The sequence below is a fragment of the Sporosarcina gallistercoris genome, from assembly GCF_050459885.1.
Taxonomy (GTDB): Bacteria; Bacillota; Bacilli; order Bacillales_A; family Planococcaceae; genus Sporosarcina; species Sporosarcina gallistercoris_A.
The window spans coordinates 106,955-124,986 of the sequence record NZ_JBCMNO010000022.1 but is presented as its reverse complement, the minus strand read 5'-3'; the positions used below and the strand labels follow the sequence as shown (position 1 = coordinate 124,986).

At 44.5% G+C, this 18,032-nt stretch carries 20 protein-coding genes and 1 riboswitch; of the genes, 16 read left to right on the top strand and 4 right to left on the bottom strand.

Going from position 1 to position 18,032, the window contains the following annotated elements:
* Positions 1–25: 25 nt before the first annotated feature.
* Positions 26–991: a metal ABC transporter solute-binding protein, Zn/Mn family gene (locus ABE021_RS13390; protein WP_430289305.1), complete on the bottom strand. Its 966-nt coding sequence runs from the start codon at positions 989–991 to the stop codon at positions 26–28.
* A gap of 93 nt (positions 992–1,084) precedes the next feature.
* Positions 1,085–1,312, bottom strand: coding sequence for a membrane protein insertion efficiency factor YidD (gene yidD, locus ABE021_RS13385; RefSeq protein WP_430289303.1), 228 nt, complete (start codon positions 1,310–1,312; stop codon positions 1,085–1,087).
* Positions 1,313–1,416: 104 nt separating this feature from the next.
* Between yidD and ABE021_RS13380 the strand changes: the two genes are divergently transcribed.
* The 6 genes from ABE021_RS13380 to ABE021_RS13355 all read left to right on the top strand — a co-directional run bounded on the left by ABE021_RS13380 (position 1,417) and on the right by ABE021_RS13355 (position 5,225).
* Entirely contained in the window at positions 1,417–1,866 is a 450-nt protein-coding gene (locus tag ABE021_RS13380) for a Dps family protein (protein WP_430289301.1), read from the top strand.
* 67 nt (positions 1,867–1,933) lie between these two features.
* Positions 1,934–2,101, top strand: coding sequence for a putative motility protein (locus ABE021_RS13375; protein ID WP_430289326.1), 168 nt, complete (start codon positions 1,934–1,936; stop codon positions 2,099–2,101).
* A gap of 129 nt (positions 2,102–2,230) precedes the next feature.
* A complete protein-coding gene (locus tag ABE021_RS13370; RefSeq protein WP_430289299.1) occupies positions 2,231–3,550 on the top strand; it encodes an NAD-dependent malic enzyme in 1,320 nt (439 codons plus the stop codon).
* Between the two features lie 58 nt (positions 3,551–3,608).
* Entirely contained in the window at positions 3,609–3,959 is a 351-nt protein-coding gene (locus ABE021_RS13365; protein WP_430289297.1) for a transposase, read from the top strand.
* A gap of 32 nt (positions 3,960–3,991) precedes the next feature.
* The gene (locus ABE021_RS13360; protein ID WP_430289296.1) at positions 3,992–4,447 is read left to right on the top strand and encodes an NUDIX domain-containing protein; all 456 of its coding nucleotides are present in this window, start codon (positions 3,992–3,994) and stop codon (positions 4,445–4,447) included.
* Positions 4,437–5,225 carry an alpha/beta hydrolase family protein gene (locus ABE021_RS13355; RefSeq protein ID WP_430289295.1) on the top strand — a complete coding sequence of 263 codons (789 nt, stop codon included), beginning with the start codon at positions 4,437–4,439 and terminating at the stop codon, positions 5,223–5,225. Before ABE021_RS13360 ends, ABE021_RS13355 begins: the two co-directional genes overlap by 11 nt.
* 41 nt (positions 5,226–5,266) lie before the next feature.
* Here the strand turns inward: ABE021_RS13355 and pckA are convergent, their stop codons facing one another.
* Positions 5,267–6,853, bottom strand: coding sequence for a phosphoenolpyruvate carboxykinase (ATP) (gene pckA, locus ABE021_RS13350; protein ID WP_430289293.1), 1,587 nt, complete (start codon positions 6,851–6,853; stop codon positions 5,267–5,269).
* Between the two features lie 167 nt (positions 6,854–7,020).
* Positions 7,021–7,137: riboswitch (SAM riboswitch) on the top strand.
* 194 nt (positions 7,138–7,331) lie between these two features.
* Here pckA and metK point away from each other — a divergent pair.
* The gene (metK, locus tag ABE021_RS13345) at positions 7,332–8,537 is read left to right on the top strand and encodes a methionine adenosyltransferase (protein ID WP_430289291.1); all 1,206 of its coding nucleotides are present in this window, start codon (positions 7,332–7,334) and stop codon (positions 8,535–8,537) included.
* A gap of 53 nt (positions 8,538–8,590) precedes the next feature.
* Here metK and ABE021_RS13340 read toward each other — a convergent pair whose 3' ends face one another.
* Positions 8,591–9,103, bottom strand: a complete 513-nt coding sequence (locus ABE021_RS13340) for a gamma carbonic anhydrase (protein ID WP_430289290.1) — start codon at positions 9,101–9,103, stop codon at positions 8,591–8,593.
* A gap of 104 nt (positions 9,104–9,207) precedes the next feature.
* On the opposite strand from ABE021_RS13340, the gene ABE021_RS13335 reads away from it, so the two are divergent.
* The 9 genes from ABE021_RS13335 (at position 9,208) to ABE021_RS13295 (ending at position 18,015) form a co-directional block, all read left to right on the top strand.
* Positions 9,208–10,002 carry an alpha/beta hydrolase gene (locus ABE021_RS13335; protein WP_430289289.1) on the top strand — a complete coding sequence of 265 codons (795 nt, stop codon included), beginning with the start codon at positions 9,208–9,210 and terminating at the stop codon, positions 10,000–10,002.
* Positions 10,003–10,019: 17 nt separating this feature from the next.
* Positions 10,020–10,547: a signal peptidase I gene (lepB, locus tag ABE021_RS13330; RefSeq protein WP_430289287.1), complete on the top strand. Its 528-nt coding sequence runs from the start codon at positions 10,020–10,022 to the stop codon at positions 10,545–10,547.
* 92 nt (positions 10,548–10,639) lie between these two features.
* Positions 10,640–10,819, top strand: coding sequence for a hypothetical protein (locus tag ABE021_RS13325; protein ID WP_430289286.1), 180 nt, complete (start codon positions 10,640–10,642; stop codon positions 10,817–10,819).
* Between the two features lie 224 nt (positions 10,820–11,043).
* Positions 11,044–13,185 carry an ATP-dependent helicase gene (locus ABE021_RS13320; RefSeq protein ID WP_430289285.1) on the top strand — a complete coding sequence of 714 codons (2,142 nt, stop codon included), beginning with the start codon at positions 11,044–11,046 and terminating at the stop codon, positions 13,183–13,185.
* Entirely contained in the window at positions 13,182–13,556 is a 375-nt protein-coding gene (locus ABE021_RS13315) for a fluoride efflux transporter FluC (RefSeq protein ID WP_430289284.1), read from the top strand. Before ABE021_RS13320 ends, ABE021_RS13315 begins: the two co-directional genes overlap by 4 nt.
* Positions 13,553–13,918: a fluoride efflux transporter FluC gene (locus ABE021_RS13310; RefSeq protein WP_430289282.1), complete on the top strand. Its 366-nt coding sequence runs from the start codon at positions 13,553–13,555 to the stop codon at positions 13,916–13,918. Before ABE021_RS13315 ends, ABE021_RS13310 begins: the two co-directional genes overlap by 4 nt.
* Positions 13,919–13,984: 66 nt before the next feature.
* On the top strand, positions 13,985–16,024 hold the full coding sequence (locus ABE021_RS13305; RefSeq protein WP_430289281.1) for a catalase: 2,040 nt from the start codon (positions 13,985–13,987) through the stop codon (positions 16,022–16,024).
* A 334-nt stretch (positions 16,025–16,358) separates the two neighbouring features.
* On the top strand, positions 16,359–16,718 hold the full coding sequence (locus ABE021_RS13300) for an ArsR/SmtB family transcription factor (protein ID WP_430289280.1): 360 nt from the start codon (positions 16,359–16,361) through the stop codon (positions 16,716–16,718).
* 1 nt (position 16,719) lies between these two features.
* Complete coding sequence (locus tag ABE021_RS13295; RefSeq protein WP_430289278.1) at positions 16,720–18,015, top strand: arsenic transporter; 1,296 nt, start codon at positions 16,720–16,722, stop codon at positions 18,013–18,015.
* Positions 18,016–18,032 lie beyond the last annotated feature (17 nt).

The window sequence follows — 18,032 nt, the reverse complement described above, 5'->3', positions numbered from 1 at the left end:
AGTATCCCATTACACCTCCAGCAGTTTAATTTAGCGCTTCAGACAAAACGTGTATATTGCGTTTCATCAATGAAAAATAATCTTCCTTGTTTGCAACATCCTCTTTTGTCAGAACAGATAAATTATGAAGTATGGCAGAATCTGCCCCAATCTCATTTTGGACGACTTTGGTCAATTTCGAGCTCACGTTTTGTTCAAAAAGAATCGTCTTCACATTCTTTTCTTTCGCTTCTTCCACGATATGCGCAAGTTCTTTTTGAGATGGCTCATTTTGTGTATTGAGTCCCGCAATGGAGACTTGTTCTAACCCATATCGATCAGCCAGATAACCGAAAGCTGCATGAGAAACAAAAAATGACTTTGAAGAAGCTTGATCAGCCATCGTAGAAAATTCTGCATCCAGCCCTTCCAAATCACTTTTCAGCTCTTCATAGTTCTTCTCATACAATTGCTTGTTCTCAGGAGCCTTCTTGATAAGTCCATCTCGGACGGCCGCAGCTAGGTCGATACTGAGAACAGGGGAAATCCATACATGGGGATCCACGTTACCGTTATCATGATTTTCACTCTCATGCTCATGCCCAGTTTCGTCAGAAGCATGGTGATGCCCTTCCATAAGCTTTGAAGAATCGATGTGATCACCAGTTGGTAGCAGCATAACGTGCTGGTTTTTCAATGTTTTTTCTGCATTTTCGACGAACCCTTCAAGCCCTAATCCTATATAAAAAAACAAATCAGCTTCTGCCAGTTTCATCATTTCTTTTTGGGTAGGATCGAAGCTGTGCTCATCCGTTCCGGCAGGATAGATGGATTTTACAGAAACTGTGTTCCCGCCAATCCGTTCCGTAAAATATTGCAAGGGATAAACAGTAGTATATACGTCAAGCTTTCCATCATCCGTTTCACTTTCTTCAGTCGCTTCTTTTTTCCCGCAAGCCCCGAGAAGAAGCGTTAGTAGAAGGAGTCCTATAAGTATTCGTGTTCTTGTCATCTTCCTAAATCCTCCAATGCGTAATCATTACGATTTAAAAAAGTACTTCCCCATCATACTAGAAGGAGAAGTACTTGACAACTGAAAGAGTTATTAGACTTTTTCTTTCTTTGCTGGAACAGGATCAAATCCACCTTCATGAAAAGGATGGCATTTTGAAATACGGACAATCGTCAGCCATAACCCTTTAAAGACACCATGCGTTTCCACTGCTTCTACGCCATAATGTGAACAAGTAGGGTAGAATCTGCAAGAAGGGGGAGTCAGTGGTGAAATCATTTTTTGATAAAAGCGAATGGGCAATAGAACAATCTTTTTCAAGTAAACCCGCTCCTCACGTATTGTACGTTTAGTTTAAACCGTTACGTGGTAAAATAACAGAGAGACGTATTAGACAAAATTGATGGAAAAGAGGTTTTTTTATTATGTCAGCAGAACTAATCAAAGAATTGAACACACAAGTATCTACTTGGTCAGTCATGTATACAAAGTTACACAACTACCACTGGTACGTAAAAGGGAAACAGTTCTTCACCTTACACGCTAAATTTGAAGAATTATATGATGAAGCTACGCAACATATGGATGACATCGCAGAACGGATTCTGACTCTTGGTGGACAACCGACTGCTACACTAACAGAGCACCTTAACCTATCTGTAGTAAAAGAAGCAAACGGCAATGAAAAAGCGGAACAAATGGTCGCAGCAATCGTTGAAGATTTTGATGCAATCATGAAATCACTGAAGACGGGTATGAAATTGGCTGGCGATGCGGGTGACTTCATGACTGAAGATCTTTTGAATGCGATTTATCAAGGAATTGAAAAGCATCAGTGGATGCTCAATGCATTTCTTGGCGAGGACAACAATTAATAATTGATCCTTCATGACCTCCTCTGCGTGCCGATAAATAAGAGGAGAGGAGCTGATTGTTTTGGACATGTCATCGATCATGGCTAGTCAACTGAGGAGTCTCCAATCGACTGTACAAATGACGATTTTGGACAAGGCTATGACTGCAAATGCATCTGCAGCGACTGAAATGTTGCAATCTCTGCCTGAAGCCGCTCATCCTTTTAAAGGTTCGGCAGTGGATATCAAAGCGTAACCGGCAATGCATCCTTCAAAATAGGAGGGTGCATTGTTTTTTCGATTTCGTTGAACAACCGAAAGCTGATGTGTAAAATAGATCTGTCACAGAATTGTGAATATCCGATACATAAAAGGGGAAATTAGAATGGCAAGTACACCTTATTTACGGAATTTGATTATTGAAACTCCTTCAAAACCTGGGAATTTTGCTAAAGTCGCATATGCGATTGGTCAGTTGGAAGGTGATATAGGCGATATCCAGACTATTAAAGTCGGCACACTGTCTACAATCCGTGACGTTTCTGTCCAATGTAACGATGTCGAACAACTGGATAAGATTGTTGAGGCCATAAATGCGATTGGTGATGGGATACAAGTACAGGCAATCTCCGATGATGTATTGCGTGCGCATGAAGGCGGAAAGATACATATGAAAGGCAAGGTTGAAATCCGATCTCTTGGCGATCTGCGTCGCGTCTATACGCCTGGCGTTGCGAATGTGTGCAAAGTGATTGAAAAGGACCCACAGCAAGCACAGTTTTTCACAGGGATATCTAATACGGTTGCAATCGTAACTGATGGTACAGCCATTTTAGGATTGGGTAATATCGGACCTGTTGCCGGGATGCCGGTGATGGAAGGGAAAGCGGTATTGTTCGATCAATTTGCAGGTATCAGCGGCATTCCGATTCTACTTGATACAAGTGACCCGGATCAGGTTGTAGAAACCGTAAAACATATCCATCAAGGATTTGGCGGGATTCTTTTAGAGGACATCGGCTCACCTCATTGTTTTGAAATTGAAGATCGATTGAAAGCTGAGCTCGAAATTCCGGTCATGCACGACGATCAGCATGGTACTGCAGTCGTTGCACTTGCTTCAACTCTTTCTGCATGCCGTCAAGCTGGTGTGAAGCTGGAAGACTCAGTCGTCGGCCAAATCGGATTGGGAGCTGCGGGTCTTGCTATCAGCCGAATGATGATGGCGTATGGGGTCAAAAAGATGCAAGGCATCGATATGAATGACAAAGCAGTTGAGCGGCTAGTTCAATACGGAGGCGAGACTGCCGAGTCATTGGAAGAAATCATGGCCACCAGTGATATCGTTATCGCAACTACAGGAGTACAAGGATTGATCAAACCGGAAATGGTTCGTCCCGGGCAGATTATTTTGGCACTTTCGAATCCACATGCGGAAATTCAACCTGAAGTGGCACTTAAAGCAGGTGCAGCATTTGCGGCGGATGGACGTCTTGTGAATAACGTACTCGGTTTCCCTGGCATTTTCCGCGGTGCATTGAATGCGAAAGCGACGAAGATTACGTATGATATGCTCATTGCAGCTGCGCTTGCCATATTGGATTCGACTAAACACGGCGATCTTGTGCCGCACCCATTGGATCCGAATGTCCATCAAAACGTTGCGGATGCTGTTGAAAAAGTCGCAAATTCAAGCTTACTGTAAGTACGGCACATACTCCTGTTCGAGTGGCTCATACTACTTGAAAAAGGATGCGATTACGATGGCAGACGGAAAACATACGATGTATGTGTCAGTTGCACACCAGCAAATCAATATCAACAAGTACGATTCCCCATATGAATACGAAGTGAATATCCCAAAGGAATATATTGAGATTTTTCATCACTTGTTTGATCAGACTAACGAATTGGAATTTTTTAATTTTCTGAGAGCCCATTTGCCGTATGTCCCTTATCATTATGATCGGAATAATCACAATGTTGATCTTCGTTTATACAAAATGTATGCACTCATCCATGAATTCACAGATGATGAATCCAAGGCAGTCATTGAACGGATGCCATTTTTCCGGCAGCCAGTGGTGACACATAAAGGTGCAGGAAATATGTAAGTGGGTGGATCAGCTGATAGGGTGTGGAAGGAATGTTAACATTTGAAGACCTGAAAGGAAGCCGGGTGGAGCTCGTTTTTGGTGAACAGGAGTTGGAAGCCCGTCACGTCCTTGTTGTGCTCAAATACGAAGGAAAGTGGTTGTTGACTCCTCACAAAATTCGAGGTGTGGAATTTCCAGGGGGGAAGGCGGAACCTGGAGAAACAATCGAACAGGCAGCTATCCGGGAAGTGATGGAGGAAACAGGGGTGACGGTTTCGAACTTAGTGAAGTTTGCCGAGTACGTCGTGTACACGGAACCTCCATTTTGCAAAGCAGTATTTACCGCAGATGTTGTCGGAATCGATGAAGAAGCAGAACGTTTTGAAACGGACGGTGCACTCTGGTTTACGGATGAACAATTAGATCACTGTCAGTCACTCAGTTTCCATATGAAAGATAAAGGCATGAAGGAATTGAGAAGTTGGGTGGATCAGCATGCTCACTGATGCCAAAATTGTCTCAAGAAGATCCTATCCGTCACCGAATCCTTTAATAGAGCTCACTGAAATCACGTATTTCAGTGGCGGATTAAAAGTGAAAGGGTTGCTCGCTGAACCGAAAGAAGCCGGGAGTTATGAAGGTTTGGTCTATATGAGAGGCGGCATCCAACACATCGGAATGGCGCGTCCTGCGCGAATTGCACAATTTGCGTGTCAGGGGTTCGTCGTATTTGCTCCTTATTATCGTGGGAACCGCGGGGGAGAAGGGCGCGATGAGTTTGCAGGTGCCGATCTTCAAGACGCAGTGAATGCGGTTGACGTGTTAAAACAAAGCTCCAAGTGGAAAGAAGGACGTGTTCACCTATTTTCGTTCTCAAGAGGCGGCATCATGGCGCTTTGGACGGCGATTTTACGCGATGACATTACCTCGTCCGTCCACTGGGCAGGTGTTTCGGACGTTGTCTTCACGTATAAGGAGCGTGAAGATATGAGACGCATGATGAAGCGGGTCATTGGAGGTTCTCCGAATAATGCACCTGATGCTTATCGGGAAAGAACGGCGCTGTTCCGAGTGGAGGATATCGATGCACCGGTACTCATCATTCATGGAATGAAAGATGAAAACGTGTCATTTGAACAAGCCATTCTCCTGGAGGACGCGCTCCGCGAACATCAGAAAACATATGAAACGTGGTATTTCCAAGATTACACTCATCACTTTCCATCTTGGCACAATGCACAAATTGTCAGAGACCTAACAAAGTGGATGATAGCACAACCGTAAAAAAAGAACCTTCCGATTTGGAAGGTTCTTTCTTATCGCAATTAAATGATCGGGCCGCCTTTTTGAAGGATTTCTTCAGAAACATGACCGAACTTTTTGAAGTTGTCTTTGAATAGTTGAGAAAGTTCTTTCGCCTTTGTATCATACTCGGATGCATCGCTCCAAGCGTTACGAGGATTCAATACTTCACTTGGCACGCCTTCGATGTGTTTCGGAATCTGGAGTCCGAATGTCGCTGACGTTTCAGTCTCTACGTTATCCAATTCACCGGACAGCGCCGCGCGGACCATCGTACGAGTGTGTTTCAAATCCATACGCTTACCAACGCCATAAACGCCGCCAGTCCAGCCAGTGTTCACGAGGAATACACGGGATCCGTGCTCGTCGATCTTCTTACCGAGCATATCAGCGTAGACCGTCGCAGGCAAAGGCAGGAATGGAGATCCGAAGCATGTAGAGAATGTTGCTTCAGGTGATGTGATTCCACGCTCTGTACCCGCAAGTTTCGATGTGAATCCGCTAAGGAAGTGATACATTGCTTGCTCTTTCGTCAATTTCGAGATTGGAGGAAGCACACCGAATGCATCAGCAGTCAAGAAGATGATTGTTTCCGGGTGTCCAGCAACTGAAGGGAGAACGATGTTGTCGATGTTCTCGATCGGATACGCTGCACGGGTATTTTCTGTTAAGGTTGTATCATCATAATCCGGTATGCGTGACTCAGTATCGAGTACCACGTTTTCTAGCACAGTCCCGAATTGGATGGCACCGAAGATTTCAGGTTCTTTTTCCGGTGATAAGTTGACGCATTTCGCGTAACAGCCACCTTCGATGTTAAAGATTCCGTGATCTGACCAGCCATGCTCATCGTCACCGATCAATTTACGGTTTGCATCAGCGGATAGTGTTGTTTTACCTGTTCCTGACAAACCGAAGAATAGGGCAGCGTCGCCTTTTTCGCCGACGTTCGCTGAGCAGTGCATAGATAGGATTCCGTTTTCAGGAAGCAAGTAGTTCATCACAGAGAAAATCGATTTTTTCATTTCTCCCGCATATTCAGTACCTCCAATTAGGACGATACGTTTTTCAAGGGAAATGATAACGAATGTTTCTGTATCTGTTCCGTCAACAGCAGGGTCTGCTTTGAATGATGGCGCAGCAAGGATCGTGAACTGTGCTTCGTGCATCTTCAACTCTTCTTCAGTAGGGCGGATGAAGAGCTGATGAACGAATAGGTTTTGCCAAGCGAACTCGTTAATGACTTGGATGGATAGTTGTGAAGCTTTGTCAGCTCCGGCAAACCCTTTGAATACGAATAGTTCCTCTTTTGCTTGAAGGTGGTTTAAGACCTTCTTATATAGATTGTCGAAGTGATCTTCTGAAATCGGACGATTAACAGAACCCCAATCAATCTTATCTTTTGTAGTAGCTTCTTCAGTTATGTAACGGTCTTTAGGTGAACGGCCGGTATACTTCCCGGTTTGTGCGGTAACGGCTCCATCTGCTGAAAGCTTCGCCTCGCCACGGGAAACTGCTTTTTCGACTAATACAGGTACAGATGGCTGCAATGTAATATTAGTTCCAGAAAGAAGTTCTTTGAGTCCATTATCTATTTTCGCTGAAATCATATGTAGATACCGTCCTTTTCATGATTGCCCTTGTTGGGGCTGTCTTATTTTGAATTAGTATAACACATTAAGAATAATAAACTATACTAATTCAAAACTCAAGTGAGAACAACAAAAATAATTGACAAGAACTCTACTTTCTCGTAGCATAGATAGATGAACGGATACTCTTATCCCGAGTCGGCGGAGGGACAGGCCCTATGATGCCCGGCAACCTGCATGGACGTCCTTGTCTATGAAAAGGTGCCAAACCTGAAGCAGGGGGAAACCCTGGACGATAAGAGTGAAAGGTGCCTATGAACTCATGCCTTTCCTCATGTATGCAATACGTGAGTGGAGGGCTTTTTCTATTGTTTGCCTTTATCCTTGTGAACGTTGAACGTCGCTTCTCTTCAGGCGCGGGACGAAAACTGGGACAACGAGAGTACCGTATCACGAGTTCGCTGTAAGGAAACTTGCGGCTGAAGGAGGAAATCATATGACAAATCGAAGACTGTTCACATCTGAGTCGGTAACAGAAGGCCATCCTGATAAGATGTGCGACCAAATTTCAGATGCGATTCTGGATGCGATTATCGAGGAAGACCCGAACGCGCGTGTCGCGTGTGAAACGACAATTACAACAGGATTAGTTCTCGTGATTGGAGAAATTACGACGACTACGTATGTCGATATTCCGAAAGTGGTTCGAGAAACCGTAAAGGAAATTGGCTATACACGAGCGAAATACGGATTCGATTACGAAACGTCTTCCGTACTGACCTCTATTGATGAACAATCACCTGACATTGCAGCCAGTGTCGATCGTGCACTTGAAGCACGCGAAGGCTTGATGGATGATGAAGAACTAGAAGCAATTGGTGCTGGGGACCAGGGACTCATGTTCGGTTATGCTTGTAACGAAACAGAGGAATTGATGCCTCTGCCAATCAGTCTGGCACACAAACTTTCACGTCAACTAACGAAAGTACGGAAAGAAGAAACATTGGATTACCTACGCCCGGACGGAAAGACTCAAGTAACAATAGAATATAATGAACAAAACGAACCGATCCGTGTAGATACGATTGTTATTTCTACGCAACATCATCCGGAAGTGACACTGGAGCAATTACAGCGCGAAGTGAAACAATACGTGATCGACGCCGTTGTACCAAAGAACTTGCTGGATGATGAAACGAAGTATTTCATTAACCCATCAGGACGCTTTGTCATCGGTGGTCCTCAAGGGGATGCGGGTCTTACAGGACGTAAAATCATTGTCGATACGTATGGCGGTTACGCACGTCATGGCGGCGGTGCGTTCTCTGGTAAAGACGCGACGAAAGTCGACCGTTCAGCATCATACGCAGCACGTTATGTAGCCAAAAACCTTGTCGCGGCAGGATTAGCGGATCGTTGTGAAGTACAGCTCGCATACGCAATCGGTGTAGCTAAGCCTGTTTCGATTTCAGTGGATACTTTCGGGACAAGTGATATACCGGAAAGTCGTCTTGTAGAGCTGGTCAGAAACCATTTCGATCTCCGTCCAGCAGGAATTATCAAGATGCTCGACCTTCGTCGTCCGATCTATAAGCAGACAGCAGCTTATGGTCATTTCGGGAGAACGGATGTCGACCTGCCTTGGGAACGTACAGACAAGGCTTCAGTTTTGAAAGAAGAAGTGTCTCAAATTAAAGGGTAAGCAAAAAAGCAAGGGAGCCGATTTTCAGCACCCTTGCTTTTCTTATTTGCAGATTAGTGTTGCTGTTGTTTGTAATGTTTCCCTTTTTCTACATAGCTTTCGACGATTCTTTCCATATCTGCACGGTCTTCATCAGTCACTGCCCGAACAACTTTTGCAGGGGAACCGAGTGCTAACATACCTGGTGGAATCACTTTACCGGGAGGAACTAAACTGCCTGCCCCGACAAATGCACCTTCACCTACTACTGCGCCATCCAGAATGATTGAACCCATCCCGACTAGCGCCCCTTTTTTTATTGTACAGCTATGTAACGTAACCTTATGCCCAATCGTGACGTCATCTTCTATAACTAACGGGTTGTTAGGACTTTGATGCAGGCAAGATAAGTCTTGGATGCTGACCCGTTTACCGATCCGGGTGGGCGCAACGTCTCCACGGATTACGGTACTGTACCAAATAGATGAATCAGAGCCAATGGTGACATCACCGCTGATAACAGCAAAATCGGCTACAAAAACGGATTCATCGATGTCTGGCCAAATATCCTTATATGGAACAATCATGAAATGCCCTCCTTGTTGTACATTGATGTATAATAATCCTAACAAAGTTTTAGGACATGTACAAAAAGGAGTCTCAAGCATTGTAGTAAATGGAGGGAAGCGCTATGTGGAAATGGGAAGCAGACGGACAAGCAAAAGCAGTCATTGTCATTGTACATAACGCGTACGAAGACCATCAGCGATATGCATGGCTGATCCAAAGGTTAAGAATTTCAGGATTTGACGTGATTACCGGTGACCTGCCTGGCCATGGCACGGATGAAAAAGGAAAACCTCATGATGAACCGTTCGAATCCTATCTGGAGTTTGCAAAAAAAATGATTGATGCGGGATTGAAAGAAAGTGTTCCTGTTATCGTCTTAGCACATGGATTAGGCGCTACAGTCATGATTCATTTGCTGCAAAGACAACGAATCGAATGTGCAGGACTTATCATCAGCTCCCCTTGGCTTTCTCTGATTCACCATCCGCCCAAGTTTTCATCGATGCTGACACGTGTAGCATCTTCTATGAAGTTAGATCATGGAGTGACGTTTGACATGCTTACAAAAAACCCGGAAGAACGTCCGAAAACACGTATCTCATCCGATGTAAAATCGATTGTAACAGGCGGTTGGTATAAAGAGCTCACTTCGTTCATGAAAGGAACTCTCCAGTCAGAGAAATCGATACAAGATGTACCGTTGCTTGTTCAGAACGGCGGAGAGGATCGGATGACAGATATCGCTGAAACAAAGAAGTGGATGAAACGTCAAAATTTAAGTGAATTCCAATATAAAGAGTGGCGGTATTTATATCATGACGTCTATCTCGAGCCAGAAAAGGAAGAGGTCTTTTTATATACAAAATCATTCATTGATAATGTGTTACGTTCACTTGGATATGTGATAGAAAATTGATAGACGGAGGGGCAACTATGGAAGCAGAGGCAAAGAAAGAGTTTTGGTCATGGGGGAAGTCCCTGATTGTCGCAGTACTCATCGCATTTATCGTTAGGCAGTTCTTGTTCACACCTGTCATTGTGTCGGGAGAGTCAATGGAACCGACATACCATGACAATAATCGGGTCGTCATTTCGAAAATTTCATCACTTGAACACTTCGACAAAATCGTATTTCATGCACCAAACGCAGATGAGGACTTCATTAAGCGGGTAATCGGGCTGCCGGGAGACACGGTGATAATGGAAAATGATGTGCTTACCATTAATGGGAAAGAGTATCCAGAACCCTATTTGGACTTGAACAAAGATGCACTTCCGGAAGGTCAGAAGTTGACACAGGACTTCGAAGTGATTGTTCCGGAAGGTCAATTATTCGTGATGGGAGATAACCGCTCCAACAGTATGGACAGCAGAATCTTTGGAAGTATTGAAGAAGACTCTGTCGTTGGTAAAGTGAAATTTCGTTTTTATCCATTCAATGAAATCGGAAATCCAAAGTGATTGGTTGTTCTCGACAGGTAAATTTCACCTGATTAAGTCTGATGGTTTTGAGACATGCTACTGATAGACGGCTTTGAAAAGGAGTGGCGTAAATGTCAAAAAGGCAATCAGGCAAAGAACCGCGATCAAATGGACAAACACGAAGCATGGCTGGTACGGAGTATACCGACGGCCAGCGGCGAACCGATGAAGTCGCGTCAACTGCTTATACGGGCAGTGCTAAAAAGAAAGTCGATCTGCAAAATGATCGACTTGAAACAGGCGGCTTTTAGCTAGCCGCAAATTCGTATCCTAACCTCTGCAGAAAGTGTGCAGAGGTTTTTTACATCTTTTTAGGTAAGTTGAATTGTATGGATACCTCCGGACTGTTGCCTACTGAGCCGTACAACTAACTTGAGGAGGTACAGAAATAAGTCAGTCCACCTTATATAGTCTTCAAGTCACTCATTTTGTGATAAATTTAAAGGAACGTATTCTTAAGGGAGATTTGATGTGGATGGAAGATTTTTTTGAACGTAAAAAAAGACAACTGAATATCCAGTTGAACGACGTGCAGAAACAGGCCGTCCAAACTACGGAAGGTCCATTGCTTCTTCTCGCATGTCCAGGGTCTGGAAAGACGACCACCATAATTATGAGAATCGGATATCTGATAGAAGTATACGGTGTTAAACCAAGGCGTATTAAAGCGATTACGTTCAGTAAAGCATCTGCGAGGGACATGCAGAAACGATTCGCTGCGTTGTTTCCTGACCTGCCGACAGCGGATTTTTCGACGATTCACAGCTTAGCCTTCACGATTTCTAAGAAGTGGCTCGCGAAGCAAGGCCGCCAATTTACGCTGTTGGAAGGATATCCGAAGCAGAACGCTTTGAAATCAGCATGCCGTCATGTGCTGAAAGAGAATGCGACGGACGATCAGCTGAACACGCTCTCCACCTATATAAGCCTTATGAAAAACCAAATGATTCCTGCAGAGAAATGGACCGAAAAGGATGAGCCCTTCCAGCAGGCAGCAAAAATTGCACGTCATTATGAATCAGTGAAGACTGCATCTTCAGATAGCGTACTGCTCGACTTCGATGATCTTTTGCTAGCAGCTGAACAAGCGATGCGAACCGATGAAGAGCTTGGAGCGGAATTCCAATCTAAATATGACTATATCCTGACGGATGAGAGCCAGGATACGTCGCTCGTCCAGCACAAAATCGTAGAACACCTGACTGCGATGCATGGAAATCTCTGTGTTGTTGCAGATGACGATCAATCCATCTATGCATGGAGAGGGGCGGATCCAGATTATTTAATGGACTTCAAGCTCGTATATCCGGAAGCTAAGCTACTGTATATGGAACAGAACTATCGATCCTCTTCTGAAATCGTCACAACTTCCGCAGCATTCATAAAACGGAATACAAAACGTTGGGAAAAGAAAATGTTCACGGAAAACGGTGCTAAAGGAGCGATTCAGTTACGGCGTCTCCATAATCCAAAGCAGCAGCTGGAATATGTGACGTATGAACTTCTTGCTGAAGATGATCTAAGTGAGGTGGCGATCCTTTTCCGGAATAACGCCTCCTCTACACCTTTTGTGAACGAACTGCATCGAAGAGGCATTCCGTTTTACATGAAAGATGCAGATGATAAATTTTTCTCCCACTGGGTCGTACAAGATATTCTCAACTTCATGAGACTTAGTTTCAACCTGGAACGCAAAGATATTTTCGCGAAGATTGCGGGGAAAATGCAGTTGTTTGTTTCAAAGTCGACATTGCAGCAGTTTGAACGGAGCACGGTAGAGGGGAATGTTTTTGAAGCTTTCCAAAAGATGGCGGTGTTAAAAGACAGCCAGGTGAGAAAGCTCGAATCGTATTTGAATGTGTATAAGAAAATCCCTGATATGAGACCGGCTCAAATTATCCGCATGATTCGCTACGAACTCGGCTTTGAAGAAAGCCTTTTGAGCATGTCGACGAAGTTCGGCTACCGGGCAGACAGTTTAACAGGTATTCTGGATACATTAGAAGGGATAGCTGAACAGACGCGGACGATGATTGAGTTTGCAGAACAGCTGAAAACCCTTGAAGACGCCGTACAGGAAGCTAAACAGGAGCCTGTGGGACAAGCGGTGACGCTATCGACTTTCCATAGTGCGAAAGGATTGGAGTTTAAACGGGTATTCATGATTGACCTTGTCAAAGGCACCATACCTTCGGAAGAAGACTTGATGGACCCATCCTTGTTAGAAGAAGCACGGCGTTTATTTTATGTTGGTATGACTCGAGCAAAAGAACGCCTCGAATTGTTGTCGTACTCCTCTGAAGACGGGAAGTCGAAGGAAGATTCCAAGTTTGTGAATGAGGTGAGAGGGATTTTGCTGCCGAAGCGGACGGATTCCTTGAAACAAACGAGCGGCTTGGCGAAAACCGCACCACAATCGGTTACAGTCAATCCAAATGGGATTGGTGATCTCAAGCTGTTGACAAGGGGGGCACTTGTCAAACATCGAGTTTTCGGTAAAGGGGAAATCATCGAAGTGAGCGCGGAGTCCATCGAAATCAGGTTCGCTGCAGCAACGAAGCGTTTAGCATTACAACCCGTTCTGGAAAAGCGGATGTTGGAGACGGCTGAGTTATGAAAACGATACTAGCGATTGGTGGAGCGGGGGCACTAGGGGCGGTAGCGCGGGCTTGTGTCGGCATGCTTGTTCCGGCAGTAAATGGTTTCCCTATAGGGACATTTATTATCAACATTGCAGGGACTTTCATTCTATGTTTTCTAGTTGAAAGGACCCTTCACTGGACGCTTGTGAACAAAACGGTGCATGAAGCAATCACGGTCGGTTTTCTTGGTTCGTTTACAACATTCTCAGCGTTTAGTTATGAAACGATGATATTGTTACAAACGAATGTTGGAATGGCGATGCTTTACGTGGGAGTCAGTCTGGTTGTCGGCTTATTCGCGGGTGCCCTTGGAATTCAACTTGGCGGAAGGAGGCAGGCAAAATGACGTGGGTAGATCTAGCTGCTACTCTAGCTGGCGGCTTCATAGGCGCGATCATCCGCTATCTCTTATCTGGAAAACTGAATGCCCATGCACGTATTCCTTATGGAACGCTTCTAGTCAATTTGTTAGGCTGCCTTCTCATCGGTCTGGTGGTAGGGTTGAAACTTTCTCCGTCGCTGACCTTTTTACTAGGCTCGGGCGTGGCCGGGGCGTTGACGACGTATTCCACTTGGCTGAAAGAAATCGTAGGTCTGGCACGTTTACAAGAGGTAGGGAAGTCGAGTTATTATTTGCTTGGAACTATCGTCTTGGGAATTGCATGTGTCTATGCGGGTTATCATAGTGCTGCTTTTTTTCGGGAGTAACGGTTTAGTAAGCTATTGTTCGGGAATAGACTGGTGACTGATATTCTTGAATGGAGGCGGACAAGCTTGCAAAACGAAAATGAAGATCAGAACAAAAAACACCGTCAACTTGAAACGTTTCGGACAGTAGACAAAAACAAATCGCTTACAACAAACCAAGGCTTGAAAGTATCAGAAGACGAACACTCGCTGAAAGCGGGTCAACGCGGACCGACACTTATGGAGGACTTTCATTTCCGTGAAAAGATGACGCATTTCGATCATGAACGGATTCCAGAACGAGTTGTACATGCTAGAGGATATGCGGCCCATGGTGAGTTTGAATTGTATGAATCGATGAGTGACTACACAAAAGCGGACTTCTTACAGACCCCAGGTAAAAAAACACCTGTGTTTACACGTTTTTCAACAGTGGCTGGCAGTAAAGGTTCTGCTGAAACGGTACGGGATGTCCGTGGGTTTGCTGTGAAGTTCTACACGGATGAAGGGAACTATGACCTTGTTGGGAACAACATACCGGTTTTCTTCATTCAGGATGCTATCAAATTCCCGGACCTGGTACATGCTGTAAAGCCGGAACCGCATAATGAGATGCCTCAAGCGGCTTCCGCCCATGATACATTTTGGGATTTTGTTGCAAATAACCAGGAGTCCGCCCATATGGTGATGTGGCATATGTCGGATCGGGCAATACCGAGAAGCTTCCGTATGATGGAAGGATTTGGGGTACATACATTCCGCTTCGTGAATGCCGAAGGGAAGTCCCACTTCGTCAAATTCCACTGGAAACCGAAACTGGGAGTGAATTCCCTAGTATGGGATGAAGCCCAAAAAATCAGTGGGAAAGACCCGGATTTCCATCGTAAGGATCTGTGGGAATCCATAGAGAATGGTGACTATCCGGAATGGGAACTCGGCGTACAACTCGTAGAAGAGTCCCAGGAATTCGACTTTGACTTTGATATATTGGATCCGACCAAACTTTGGCCAGAGGAAGACATCCCAGTCAAAATCATCGGGAAGATGACTTTGAATCGGAATGTCGACAATGTATTTGCAGAAACTGAACAGGTCGCTTTCCATCCAGGACACGTCGTACCAGGAATCGACTTCTCGAATGACCCGCTATTGCAAGGTCGTTTGTTTTCCTACACCGATACGCAGTTGATTCGTCTAGGCGGACCGAATTTCCACGAGCTGCCAATCAATCGTCCGGTTTGTCCATTCCATAATAATCAGCGGGATGGCTACGGCCGTCAGACAATCAATACAGGACAGGTATCCTACCATAAGAATTCGTTAGCAAATAACACACCATCGACTTCCACGGAAGAAGAGGGAGGATACGTCCACTATCAAGAGAAAGTGGACGGGCGCAAAATCGCTGCTCGCAGTGACTCATTCAAAGACCATTTCTCCCAAGCTAAATTATTCTGGAACAGTATGTCGGTTGTGGAGAAAAAACATATTGTGGATGCGTTCAGCTTTGAAGTGGGGAAAGTGAAAAACAAAGACATTCGTCAACAAGTCGTTGACATGTTTGGTCATGTGGATAACGGGTTAGCCTCTGCACTTGCTCATGCAGTAGGTGTACATGCACCGAATGCGAGTGAAGAAAGCACAGTGACCAAAAGTTCCCCAGCATTGAGCCAAGAGAACAAGGTGAAATTGCCTGATACACGAAAAGTCGGTATCCTCATCGGAAATCAGTTCGATGACTCCGAAGTGGAATCGATTGTAGAAGCTTGTTTAGGGGCTGGTGTGGACGTAGATTTGGTAAGTGAGAAGTATGGCAAGCTGACAGGAAAGAATGGATTGGAAGCTGAAGTAGACGAAACGTTCTTGACGATGCATTCCGTGCTGTATGACGCGATTGTTGTCGCAGGTGGGGATGCTGATAATCCACAGAAATTCAAAATGGATACGATAGACTTCATGAACGAAGCTTATAAGCACTTCAAGCCAATTGCAATACTCACAAAAGGTCAGGCATTTACAGAGAAATCGATTGTAGAAATGACTGCAGGTGTAATTACGTGTGAACAAAAAGATTTTGCTGCTCAATTTGTCAACGCCGTAGCTGAACACCGTCATTGGGATCGATAAAATTAGAAGCGGCAGCTGTCCAACTGGGCAGCTGCCGCTTTTTTTGCTCCATTGCTCACACGTTTAACCAGAGCGCAGCAGATGGAGTGTACTGATAAGGGAAAATTATTTGTCGAATAGGATTATTGGTTCGAGGGTACTTTTTTATGAAATGTCATGGGCTGAAGGGAAAGAGTTATATATAGGGTATGCAAAGGAGCACGAGTTCCTGAATTAAAAGCTTTGAAAGAAAAGGGCTGTCCATTGACAGCCCTTTTCGCTATCATACACAAATATGTACTTGTTTATATAAGTATATGATTATATACTGTTGGAAGTTATGGAGGGATGATAGGTGAACGAAACAGAGGGAGTAGAACTGCAGAAAGCAACGCAAATTTTAAAGTTGCTTGGAGACAAAACTCGTTTAACAATGATGAAGTTACTTCAAACGCACGATTGCTGCGTTTGTGAATTTGTTGAAATCTTTAAGATGAGTCAACCTGCTATCAGCCAGCACTTAAGGAAGCTGCGAGACGTTGGATTGGTGAAAGAAGAACGAAGAGGACAATGGATCTTTTACTCCATTAATAACGAACACGATGATTATTTTTTCGTTGAAAGTATCTTGAATCACCTGCCTGAACAAGATGGTCTGGTTATGGAGTTGGAAATGCAAGGGTTACGTATTTCTTGTATTGAAGGAGGAAAGTAAGTTGGTTTCAGTTTTTGTCGCATCTTTGATATTTGTTGTAACACTAATATTTGTCATTTGGCAGCCGAAAAACTTGTCGATTGGCTGGTCTGCCTGTATCGGTGCCCTGGTCGCTTTACTTTTCGGTGTAGTGGACTTCGGAGATGTTGCCGATGTAACAGGCATTGTATGGAATGCCACACTTGCTTTCATTGCAATTATCATCATCTCTTTAATATTGGATGAAATCGGATTCTTTGAGTGGTCTGCTCTTCACATGGCGCGATTCGCTAAAGGAAGCGGCGTCCGTATGTTTGTTTACGTTAGTATTCTTGGTGCAATCGTTGCTGCATTATTTGCAAATGATGGCGCCGCATTGATTTTGACACCCATTGTTCTGGCGATGGTGCGGAACTTGAATTTCAGTGAGAAAATGATTTTCCCCTTTATAATCGCTAGTGGATTCATAGCAGATACGACATCTCTGCCGTTTGTTGTGAGTAACTTGGTCAACATCGTTTCCGCGGACTTTTTTGATATCGGTTTCGTTGAGTATGCTTCCAGGATGATCGTTCCGAATCTGTTTGCTTTAGTGGCAAGTATTGTGGTGTTGTATCTATTTTTCCGTAAAAGTATTCCTGGCAACTATGATGTTGCGGCATTAAAAAAACCGAGTGAAGCGATAAAAGATCATAAGATGTTTCGATTATCTTGGATTGTTATCAGCATTTTACTGGTTGGTTACTTCACAAGTGGATTTATCGGGGTGCCGGTGTCATTTGTTGCAGGAATCGTCGCCTTATTCTTCTTGTACATGGCAAAAAGAAGCGCTGCTGTTCAAACGAAACAAGTGCTGAAAGGTGCACCGTGGGCGATCGTCTTTTTCTCCATTGGCATGTATGTTGTCGTATACGGATTGAAAAATGCGGGTCTGACGAGTGTATTGGCGGATGTGATTCAACTGGCTGCCGACAAGGGATTATTCACCGCTACGATGGCCATGGGCTTCATAGCCGCATTCCTTTCATCAATTATGAATAATATGCCTACTGTGATGATTGATGCGCTGGCGATTGCAGAGACAACGACTTCCGGACCGATACGGGAGGCGTTGATTTACGCGAACGTAATCGGGTCTGATCTGGGTCCGAAAATCACACCGATCGGATCCCTTGCGACTCTTTTATGGCTGCATGTCCTGTCTCAAAAAGGGGTGAAAATCAGTTGGGGAACTTATTTCAAAATCGGGATCGTCCTGACAATTCCTACTTTGTTTGTTACGTTGATGGGCCTCTATTTGTGGTTAATGGTAGTCTAATATAAAAAAAGGGAATG